The organism is Mesorhizobium sp. M0848 (assembly GCF_040319805.1).
Classification (GTDB): domain Bacteria; phylum Pseudomonadota; class Alphaproteobacteria; order Rhizobiales; family Rhizobiaceae; genus Mesorhizobium.
Window position 1 is genome coordinate 373,289 of sequence record NZ_JAMYOM010000002.1, and the last position, 9,828, is coordinate 383,116.

A 9,828-nucleotide genomic window follows, 5' to 3' on the forward strand; every position below is an offset into this window, starting at 1 on the left:
CCGCGAATTCCTTTCGCAAAATCACGGAAATCCGCTTAGTGGGCGGGGCGAATGAAGTTTTCGCGCCTTCGCCTCCTCGGTTTCAAGTCCTTCGTCGAGCCCGGCGAGTTCGTCATCGAACGCGGCCTGACCGGCATTGTCGGGCCGAATGGCTGCGGCAAGTCGAACCTTGTCGAGGCGCTGCGCTGGGTGATGGGCGAAAGCTCCTACAAGAACATGCGCGCGTCCGGCATGGACGACGTCATCTTTTCCGGCTCGGGCACTCGGCCCGCACGCAACACCGCCGAAGTCACGCTTTTCCTCGACAACAGTGACCGCTCGGCGCCCGCTGCCTTCAACGATGCCGACGAACTGCAGGTGTCGCGCCGCATCGAGCGCGAGGCCGGCTCGCTTTACCGTATCAACGGCAAGGAGGCCCGTGCCAAGGACGTGCAGCTTCTGTTCGCAGACCAGTCAACCGGCGCGCGTTCGCCGTCGATGGTCGGTCAAGGCCGCATTGGCGAACTGATCCAGGCCAAGCCGCAGGCACGCCGCGCGCTGCTCGAAGAGGCGGCAGGCATTTCCGGCCTGCACACCCGCCGCCACGAGGCAGAACTGCGGCTGAAGGCGGCCGAGCAGAACCTCGAACGACTGGACGACGTCGTCGGCGAGCTGGAAAGCCAGATCGAAAGCCTGAAGCGCCAGGCGCGCCAGGCGTCCCGCTTCAAGAACCTGTCGGCCGATATCCGCAAGGCAGAAGCGACGCTTTTGCATTTGCGCTGGACACTGGCCAAGACCCAGGAAGGCGAGGCACGTTCGGCGCTGGCGGTTGCGACAGCACTGGTCGGCGACCGCGCCGCAGCCCAGATGGCCGCCGCCAGGGAGCAAGGCATCGGCGCTCATAGGCTGCCGGACCTGCGCGACGCGGAAGCCGCCGCCGCCGCTGCCTTCCAGCGCCTGTCGATCGCCAAGTCGCAGATCGAGGAGGAAGCCGGTCGCATCCGCGCCCGTCAGAGCGAACTCGAGCGCCGGCTGCAGCAGCTCGACGGCGATATCGCACGTGAAGAGCGCATGGTCCGCGACAATGCGGACATTCTCGAGCGCCTTCGCACCGAAGAGGCAGCACTCAATTCGGAAAATGCCGGCGCCGCCGAACGCGAAGCCACCACCCGTGCGGCGTTCGAACAGGCGGCGTCGACGCTTTCGCAAAGCGAAGCCAAGCTCGCCGCGCTGACCGCCGAACGGGCCGAGGCTGCCGCCTCGCGCAACCAGATCGAACGGACGCTGCGCGACACCGCCGAGCGCCGCGACCGCTTCGCGCGTCAGCTTGCCGATGTCGACCGGGAATTGTCGGAGATACTCTCCAAGGTCGCTGGCCTGCCCGATCCGGCCGAGAAGCGCGTGCTGGTCGAACAGGCCATGGCGCTGCTGGAGGAGGCCGAGGCTGCCGTGTCCGAGGCCGAGCAGTCGGTCATCGATGCCCGCGCTGTCGAAAGCGCCGCCCGGCCACCGCTTCAGGATGCCAGGGCCGAGCTGGCACGGATCGAAACCGAAGCGCGCACTCTGGCAAAAATCCTGAATGCCGCCAGTGGGGATCTCTTCCCGGCCGTGTTGGAACAGATCAGCGTCGATCGCGGTTTCGAAACGGCGCTGGGTGCGGCCCTTGGCGAAGATCTCGACGTGCCGCTCGACCGCAGCGCTCCGGTGCATTGGGGCGAAAGCGGGATCCAGCCCGGCGACGCGGCCCTGCCCGAAGGCGTAAAAAGCCTTGCCAGCGTGGTTCACGCGCCGGCACAGCTCGCCCGCCGCCTGGCGCAGGTCGGTATCGTCGATACCGCCGGCGACGGCCGCCGGTTGCAATCGCTGCTTGCTCCCGGCCAGAGGCTGGTCAGCCGTGAAGGCGCGCTCTGGCGTTGGGATGGCTTTACCGCCAGCGCCGATGCGCCGACCGCCGCAGCACAACGGCTGGCGCAGAAGAACCGGCTGGCTGAGCTCGATGCCGAGGCGATACAGGCGACGCTCGTCCTGCGCCAGGCCGAGGAGGCGCTGGGAGAGGCTGAACAGGCGCTGCGCCTGGCAAGCGAGGCCGAGCGCAACACGCGCCAGGCCGGTCGTGACGCCCAGCATCGGCTGGACGCTGCCCGCAATGCGTTGGCCGAGGCCGAGAGAGCCGGCGGCGAATTGCAGAGCCGGCGCGCCGCGCTCGATGAAGCGCGCGCCCGCATCGTCGACAGCCATGAGGAGATTTCGGCCGCCTTCGCCGAGGCGGAAATGCTGCTGCAGGACGCGCCCGATCTTGGCGATCTGCAATTGCAGCTCGAACAGTCCTCGGCCAATGTCGCCCGCGACCGCGCCGCGCTTGCCGATGCGCGTGCCGTGCATGAGGGGCTGCGGCGCGAAGCCGAGGCGCGCGCGCGCCGGCTCGATGCCATTGGCGCCGAGCGCAGCAACTGGCTGGAGCGGGCCGAAAACGCCTCGACGCAGATCGCATCGCTCGGCGAACGCAAGGCCGAGGCCGAGGCCGAACGCGAGCGGCTGGCCGATGCTCCCGATGAAATCGACGCCAAGCGGCGTGCCTTGCTGTCGCAGCTCACCGAGGCCGAGAGCTTGCGCAAGGCGGCGGCCGACCGTTTGCAGGAAGCGGAGAACCGGCAATCCGAACTGGACAAGGCCGCCGCCGGCGCCATCCAGTTCCTGGCCGAGGCGCGCGAGACCCGCGTTCGCGCCGAAGAGCGGCTGACCGCAGCCGACGAACGCCGGCTGGAGGTCGAGGCGCGCATCCAGGAGACGCTGAACACACCACCGCATCTGGTCATCCGCCACACCGGTCTTGAGGCTGACAGCCCGATGCCTGAAATGGCCGAGATCGAGCGTCAGCTCGATCGGCTGAAGATCGAGCGCGAACGGCTCGGCGCCGTCAATCTGCGCGCCGAGGAGGAGCAGAAGGAGCTATCCGACCGGCTGGAGGCGATCGTGTCGGAGCGCGAGGACATCATCGAGGCGATCCGCAAGCTCAGGCAGGCGATCCAGAGCCTCAACCGCGAAGGCCGTGAGCGGCTGCTGGCCGCCTTCGAGGTCGTCAACGGGCATTTCCAGCGGCTGTTCTCGCATCTGTTTGGCGGCGGCACGGCGGAATTGCAGCTGATCGAATCCGACGATCCGCTCGAGGCCGGTCTCGAAATCCTTGCCCGCCCGCCCGGCAAGAAGCCACAGACCATGACGCTGCTGTCCGGTGGCGAGCAGGCGTTGACGGCGATGTCGCTGATCTTCGCTGTGTTCCTGACCAATCCGGCGCCGATCTGCGTGCTCGATGAAGTCGACGCGCCGCTCGACGACCACAATGTCGAACGCTTCTGCAACCTGATGGACGAGATGGCCGCCACCACCGAGACGCGCTTCGTCATCATCACCCACAATCCCATCACCATGGCGCGCATGAACCGGCTGTTCGGCGTGACCATGGCCGAGCAGGGCGTCAGTCAGCTGGTGTCGGTCGACCTGCAGGCGGCCGAAGCGATGCGCGAGGCAAGCTGACCCAGGTCGCGCTACCTGCGAATGGGCGGCTCTGGAGCGATTTCAGGGAAAAGTGTGAACCCCGGCAAAAAAATCAGAGCGTCGGATTGTGTTTGTGCGAATGCAGTTTGGCCGAAGCCCAGACGAAATAGAGTGATCCCAGCTTCAGCACAGGCACCCTGCGATCCCGCTCGCGATCACGCAGTTCGCGGTAGGTCTTCACCTTCAGTGTGCCCCCCGGCAATCTGATTCGCAAAGCCATGATGCATAGAGCTTACGTGCCTTCTCCAGTCGATGGAAGGGTCATTTCAAGCTCCTTGTCAGTATTCGAGCTCTTGGAGGGTCGATCAGGAATTGTACTGGGCCACCAGATGACGAAATATTTGCCACACTGCCAGACCGGGACTTCGCCCTTGTACTCCCGCCGCCGCAGTTCATGACGTTGCTTGACCTTCAACACACCACCCGGAAGCCTGATCTTGATCGTCATCGTCCCTCAATACTGATGGTGCGCTTCCTGGGTGCCGCGCCCGAAGCTTCATCTGTCCGGCCAAGGTAGAAAAATCGCCACTCCCGGATCGGATCGTTGCAATCCGATTTCGCCGAGTCAATGGAGCCGAGGGCGAACTCCTGTGGCTATCGGCGCCGTGCACATAAGGCCTGACAACAGGCTCAACCTCTGCGCCGCAAGATCCAGTTCACACAGATCACGGCCACGAGGCCACATGCGATGCCGGCGCAATCGGCAACCCAGTCGAACACATCCAGATCACGTCGTATCAGCGCCGTGCCCTGGAGGACCTCGATCGCCGCTCCAACCATGGCGAGGAAGACGATCAGCCTTGTCTTGCGATCGGGCCAGCCGAGCCCTCCAAGGAAAGTCATGACGGCAAAGGCGCTGGCGTGGTTCAGCTTGTCGGACCGGAAACCGATATCGATCCCATACTCCTCGAGTCGGGGTATAGGCAGCAATGCAAGGGCAAGAACAGCGATAAGCGTGCCGAAAAAAGCGATCCGTTCGGCGGCTGGATAAAATCTCATTCTGTTCCAATCTGTGCCTGGCCGCCGCAAAGGTCGAATCCGGCTCGGTATTGGCGGTTCAGGCTGAAACTCAGATCGACGGCGTGTCTCTCAAAGCCGCAATTTTTGCTTGAGCCTCTTTAGCCAGGTTTGTTCCGCTTCATCCTGGCTTTGGTGCACCGGAACATAGCGCGGCCGTATCTTTTTTCCTTTGATGTAAAACGGCTTTTCGACTTCTCCAACCAGATTGACGAAAAGCCGGCATTTGGCTGTGGGCTGGCGGACTGTGACGCCGTGGACCGATTCAATCGAATTGATGAACAACACCAGCAGATTCCTGTCGTACTTGACGGTTTCAACGCACTCCAAGTGGGTGTCGTCGACATAGGCATCATTAAACAGCGCGGCTCTGTCCTCGAGCGTGACATACTTGGATTAAAACGACTGATTGTCGGGTCCCACAACGGCGTCGTAGTCTGCCGGTCTCATATAAAACAGGCCAGAAAATAGTTTGTCGCCATTATCGATGTGGCTTGTCCGCACCGAACCAGCATTGGTTACCGCGTGTTCCCGCTGAGCATGGCATCCATCAGGATATCATGGGTGCCATACGTGTCACTAAACCGGACACCCGCCTTCAACAGATACCTGCTTGTGTCTCATTCGAAGATTGGAGCGCTGAAAAAGGCATCGCATGGGTCCTTACCATGTCACTCATTAAAATGTCCGCGCCGGTCATGAGCGGGATCAATGTTTCTGCAAATGTGTATGCTTTGATGCCGTAAAGCCATTTCAGATAAAGAAGGGCGGCTGACGTGCCGGAGACGCAGCAAACGATATTCATCCGGGATACGATAAGCTCTATCGGGTATGTGTGCGGAAGGTTCGCCTCCGTGATCCTGGTGCTGGGGTCGGATGTCATATTTCCGACCGCATCAAGCAACTCGGGGAAGAAGGGCGCCCTTATTCTAGGATGTTCCTTCCAGACGATATCGTATCCCCTCTCGACGATCTGCTCCGCAATGTGCCGATAGATCGCCGCCTCTTGCGCGTACGACATTATGCCGTTTCGTGACAATGCCTGGCCCAGCAGCAGGATCCGCGGGTTGGTTGACGCACGGCAATCTCCATTGTCGCCGGAAAGCGCATCCCTGCTGACCTCATCTATTAAATCGCGCATCAGTGAAGCGCCGACCTGCGATCTCGGTACATCCGCCAGAGCATATGGAACGGGGATTTCGCTAAGCAAAGAGTAAAAGAGTCTCACCCGTTTCAGGTGGCGTCTTTCTATCTTGTCAGCCATTTTCCTTAAACGGAGCGCCGGTGAAATTGCAGAGAGGCCTGCAATAAAGGCTCCGGTGATGCGCTTTCGAAGCCTGGTGCCTGGCGGCCGTGCCATGGTTGACACTTCAAACGGAAGGTATGATGTCAAGCCATCCTCATACAGAACGATCTTGGCTCTTGGGTATGAGTCCAGCAGTATTTTTTCCGATGGCCGGTTAACGAAGCAGGCCCAGATTTCATCTGCAGAACTCACTTCAAGACCTATCGTGGCTCGGATCTGATGATGGATCCGGAAAATTTGCAGTTGCCCATATTTACGCTCGGATGTCAGAAGGTCGTATGCCCATATGATCCGTTTCCAGGTCCATACTGTAGACGCAAGCTTAGCAAGATCAGTCTTGAAATGCTCGGAAACGCCGGCCGTTTCATAAAGGACAAGATAGTCCTCATGCTCCTGTTGCGGCGGCGAGCTTTCATCCGCTATTGACTGGCGAAGTGAGGCAACCAAGCTGAGCAATTGCCAGGTCCCAAAGACGCAGCATATTCGGACTGGCAATTTAGAATCTCCAAATCGGATGGGAATAACTCCGCTTGTTCCGTCATTTCAACATGCCATTGCGTCAAATCCAACAGGCCGTGTGTGGCTCGGGACTGGTTGCGTCCGCTTCACAATACTCGCTCTTGCTTCAGCAAGAAATGTCTTGCCGGGCTTAACGTCCGCGGCAGACCGGAGTTCCGCGTAACAACAAGTCGGGCGATTTCCGCTAAACTGCGCGACGGACGCCTGTTAAGATCCGGTATGATCACAAGGAGGAGGCGGCAAGATCGCTCAAGTGACTCGATCCTGCCGCCGCGGGTCTTGTCTTCCGGTTGGCATCCAGGCGTGAATTCTCCCGGTTTTCGGGAAGGTCGTTGTCGGGGAAAGCGGGTTTCGCTGCCGTCAGGCAAAAGTAAGCTCCAGTTGTGAACCGGAGTGTGACGATGACAGACGCAGAAACCAGAATGTTTCGCATGCTTGGTGTGCCGGCTGGTCTGATGTGGCGGCCTGAGGTCCCTGCTGACCTGCCATGGCAGGGCATGTGTGGGCGCATCTGTGCATCGTGTCCGATGCGAAGCCCGCACTGCTCCACGACCGTTCTTGATGGCGGCGCCACGCCGCAACTTTCCCGGTGACCAAGGGTAAAGACGGCGCTGCAGAATGCGCCGCCCTGTCGCCCGCGATCAGGCGGCGAGCCAGGCCCGGGTGAAGTCCTGCTCATAGGCCTGATGCATCTGGTAACCCATCAAGGCAGGTTTCATATGGCAGAACAGCTTTCGCCAGTAGGGCTGAACGATGATGCCGGAATCCTGCAGCATGACCTGCAGTTCCTTCATCACCGCACGGCGCTGCTCCGGATCGGCGATGGCGTTGGCCTTGTGGACCTTGGCATCGAAGTCGGGATCGGCGAACCCTGTCTCGTTCCATGCCGAACCGGTCTGGTAGGCAAGCGCATAGGTCTGGATGCCGAGCGGTCGGGCGTTCCAATTGGTGGTCGCGAAGGGATACTTCGTCCAGTCGTTCCAGAATGCCGATTCCGGGATGACGGTGCGTTTCACCTTGAAGCCCGCGTCGCGCATCTGCTGGGCGACGGCATCGGAGCTTTCCTTGCGGTAATCGGCTTCGACCGAGATCAGATCGAACTCGAAATCGAGCTGGCCGGCTTCCTTGAGCAATGCCCTGGCCCGGGCCGGATCACGTTTGATCGGCGGCAGGTCGGCGTGTTCGGGATGCATCGGTCCGACATGATCGTTCTGCGCGACGATACCCATGCCGTCGGCGCCCAGTTGCAGCACCGCTTCGTTGTCGACCGCAAGCTGTATGGCGTTGCGCACGCGCTTGTCGTCATAGGGTTTGGCGTTGACGTTGCAGCGCGAGACCAGGGTGGCGGCAGTGACGATCTCGCTTTTCTTCAGGCCCAGCCTGTCGAGCATGGCGACGTCATAGGACTGCGTCTGCCCATTCAGGTCGATCTCACCGGATTCGAAGGCGGAGACGGTGGCGGCCGAGTCGGTGCCGTAGTCGGTCCAGTCGATGCCGTCGAGGAACACCTCGCCGCCCCACCACGACCCGTCCGGCCGCTTGCGCACCGAGGCAGCAACGCCGACATCGAGTTTTTTAAGTTCGAACGGGCCCGTGGAAACGGGGTTGGCCGACAGTGGCGCAGCCTTCGGATTGAAGGTGTGGTGGACGATCAATGCCGGGTAGTCGGTCATCGCGGGGATGATGGTGATGTCGGGCTGGGACAGTTTCAGGACCACGGTGTGGCTGTCGCGAACCTCGATAGCACCAGTGCGCGCCACCTTGGTGTCGGGATCGATCAGCGCGGTCATGCGCCTGGCCATCGAGTTGCCGGCGGCATCCTTCTCGCACCAGCGCGTGATGTTGAAGGCGACATCCGTGGCGGTGAAATCGTCGCCGTTCGACCATTTCACCCCCGGGCGCACCTTGAGCACATATTCCGTGGCGTCCGCATTGATCTCCCAGCTCTGCAGCAGCACCGGCTCGAAGGTGAAATCCGGCTTCCAGCGCACCAGCGGTTCGAGAAACTGCATGGCGATGTTGCCCATCTGCGAAACCTTGAACTTGCGCGGGTCTTCCAGCTCCATCACCTGCATGGCAACACGCAGCACGCCGCCCTTCCTGGGTTGGGCGGCTTCCTCGGCCCGCGCCGGGACCGGCTGACCGATGAGCCCATAGGCAATCGCGGTGCTGGCGCCGAAGGCGCTAGCCAGCGCCAGGAACTCGCGGCGGCCAAGCGCGCCGCTCTTCGCGCCTTTCGCAAATGTGCCGATCGCCGGATGAAGAGGTCTGGATGTCATATCGGTTCTCCCATTGTTGATTTTACGCCCAAATTCGGTGGAATGCCCTTGCCGCGTCGTTGCTGGGCGCTGTTTTCTACAGGACGCAGCCGATGGCGGCGGGGCCGCGACGGCGAGGGGAAGGCAAGATGAATCTTCTGACGGCGATGCGGGTGTTCGATCGAGTCTGCCTGCTGGGCAGCCTGTCGGCGGCGGCCCGCGATCTCAACATGTCGACGACGGCGGTCAGCCGCACCATCAAGGAACTGGAAGACGACCTCGGCGTCCGGCTCATCAATCGCACCACAAGGCGTCTTAGCCTCACCGAGGCGGGCCGCGACTATGCTCCGCGTGCGCGCAGCCTGCTCGACGACATTTCCGAACTGCAGGATTCGACGCGCGGCCTGCACAAGGAGACGCGCGGCCTGATCCGGGTTTCCTGCTCCAATGTTCTGGGCCACACGCGCATAACCAAGCTGGTGCCGAAATTCCTCGAAGAAAACCCGCTCACCACGATCGAGTTCGACCTCACCGCGCGTTATGTCGTCGGCATTGTCGAGGAAGGCTACGATGTGGCCATCCGCTTCGGCGGTCAGGCGGATTCCGCCCTGATTGCCCGCCGGCTTGGTGAAGTCCGCAACTATGTCTGCGCCACGCCCGATTATTGGGATGCAAACGGCCGTCCGGTCCACCCGGATGAGCTGGCAAGCCATTCCTGCGTGCTGAGCAATTTCGCCAAGCGCCTTGGCACGTGGCCATTCATCGGACCCGACGGCCCTTTCGATGCGGCTGTCGGCGGGCGCATCTCGACCAACAGCGTCGAGGCCGCCTATCAGATGACCACCGCCGGTTTCGGCATCGGCAACCTGCCCAGCCTGCTGGTCGACGCTGCGATCAGGGACGGCCGGCTGGAAGTGCAGCTGGATGAGTTTCGCCCCGGCTCCAGCCCGATCTACGCGCTCTATCCGCACCGCACCTATATTGCGGCCAAGGTGCGCGCGTTCGTCGACTTCCTGATCCGCGAACTGTCGGCCGACTTCACTGCCTGAAATGCTGCGCGATTGCCCATGGCCAACGCCGTCAGGGGCCAGGCCCCCACGCCCAGGCCCCACGCGCCCCCGCGCCCCCAGCCGCCCACGGAGTCGCGAATAAAAAAAAACCACACCCCGAGCACCAACAAAAAATAGTTTGGGG

At 61.7% G+C, this 9,828-nt stretch carries 8 protein-coding genes; 2 read left to right on the plus strand and 6 right to left on the minus strand.

Annotation, left to right across the window (positions count from 1 at the left end):
- Nucleotides 1-51 precede the first annotated feature (51 nt).
- Complete coding sequence (smc, locus tag NKH95_RS03720; protein ID WP_352721745.1) at nucleotides 52-3,513, plus strand: chromosome segregation protein SMC; 3,462 nt, start codon at nucleotides 52-54, stop codon at nucleotides 3,511-3,513.
- A 73-nt stretch (nucleotides 3,514-3,586) separates the two neighbouring features.
- Here the strand turns inward: smc and NKH95_RS03725 are convergent, their stop codons facing one another.
- From NKH95_RS03725 to NKH95_RS03750, 6 genes are all read right to left on the minus strand, one after another.
- On the minus strand, nucleotides 3,587-3,754 hold the full coding sequence (locus NKH95_RS03725; protein ID WP_196815284.1) for a hypothetical protein: 168 nt from the start codon (nucleotides 3,752-3,754) through the stop codon (nucleotides 3,587-3,589).
- Between the two features lie 12 nt (nucleotides 3,755-3,766).
- Entirely contained in the window at nucleotides 3,767-3,982 is a 216-nt protein-coding gene (locus NKH95_RS03730) for a hypothetical protein (RefSeq protein WP_081734726.1), read from the minus strand.
- A gap of 182 nt (nucleotides 3,983-4,164) precedes the next feature.
- Nucleotides 4,165-4,533 (minus strand): VanZ family protein, encoded by a 369-nt coding sequence (locus NKH95_RS03735; RefSeq protein WP_023808577.1) that lies wholly within the window; start codon nucleotides 4,531-4,533, stop codon nucleotides 4,165-4,167.
- A gap of 90 nt (nucleotides 4,534-4,623) precedes the next feature.
- Nucleotides 4,624-4,839 carry a hypothetical protein gene (locus NKH95_RS03740; protein WP_196815283.1) on the minus strand — a complete coding sequence of 72 codons (216 nt, stop codon included), beginning with the start codon at nucleotides 4,837-4,839 and terminating at the stop codon, nucleotides 4,624-4,626.
- 310 nt (nucleotides 4,840-5,149) lie between these two features.
- On the minus strand, nucleotides 5,150-6,352 hold the full coding sequence (locus NKH95_RS03745; protein WP_280940275.1) for a polysialyltransferase family glycosyltransferase: 1,203 nt from the start codon (nucleotides 6,350-6,352) through the stop codon (nucleotides 5,150-5,152).
- Nucleotides 6,353-7,017: 665 nt separating this feature from the next.
- On the minus strand, nucleotides 7,018-8,655 hold the full coding sequence (locus NKH95_RS03750; RefSeq protein WP_352795244.1) for an ABC transporter substrate-binding protein: 1,638 nt from the start codon (nucleotides 8,653-8,655) through the stop codon (nucleotides 7,018-7,020).
- Between the two features lie 128 nt (nucleotides 8,656-8,783).
- Here NKH95_RS03750 and NKH95_RS03755 point away from each other — a divergent pair, with 128 nt between their 5' ends.
- Nucleotides 8,784-9,683 (plus strand): LysR family transcriptional regulator, encoded by a 900-nt coding sequence (locus NKH95_RS03755; protein WP_127290810.1) that lies wholly within the window; start codon nucleotides 8,784-8,786, stop codon nucleotides 9,681-9,683.
- The last annotated feature ends 145 nt before the right edge of the window (nucleotides 9,684-9,828 follow it).

Excerpts from the sequence above, each read along its gene's own strand:
- smc (WP_352721745.1), top strand. The coding sequence starts at position 52 with ATGAAGTTTTCGCGCCTTCGCCTCCTCGGTTTCAAGTCCTTCGTCGAG.
- NKH95_RS03725 (WP_196815284.1), bottom strand. The coding sequence starts at position 3,754 with ATGGCTTTGCGAATCAGATTGCCGGGGGGCACACTGAAGGTGAAGACC.
- NKH95_RS03730 (WP_081734726.1), bottom strand. The coding sequence starts at position 3,982 with ATGACGATCAAGATCAGGCTTCCGGGTGGTGTGTTGAAGGTCAAGCAA.
- NKH95_RS03735 (WP_023808577.1), bottom strand. The coding sequence starts at position 4,533 with ATGAGATTTTATCCAGCCGCCGAACGGATCGCTTTTTTCGGCACGCTT.
- NKH95_RS03750 (WP_352795244.1), bottom strand. The coding sequence starts at position 8,655 with ATGACATCCAGACCTCTTCATCCGGCGATCGGCACATTTGCGAAAGGC.
- NKH95_RS03755 (WP_127290810.1), top strand. The coding sequence starts at position 8,784 with ATGAATCTTCTGACGGCGATGCGGGTGTTCGATCGAGTCTGCCTGCTG.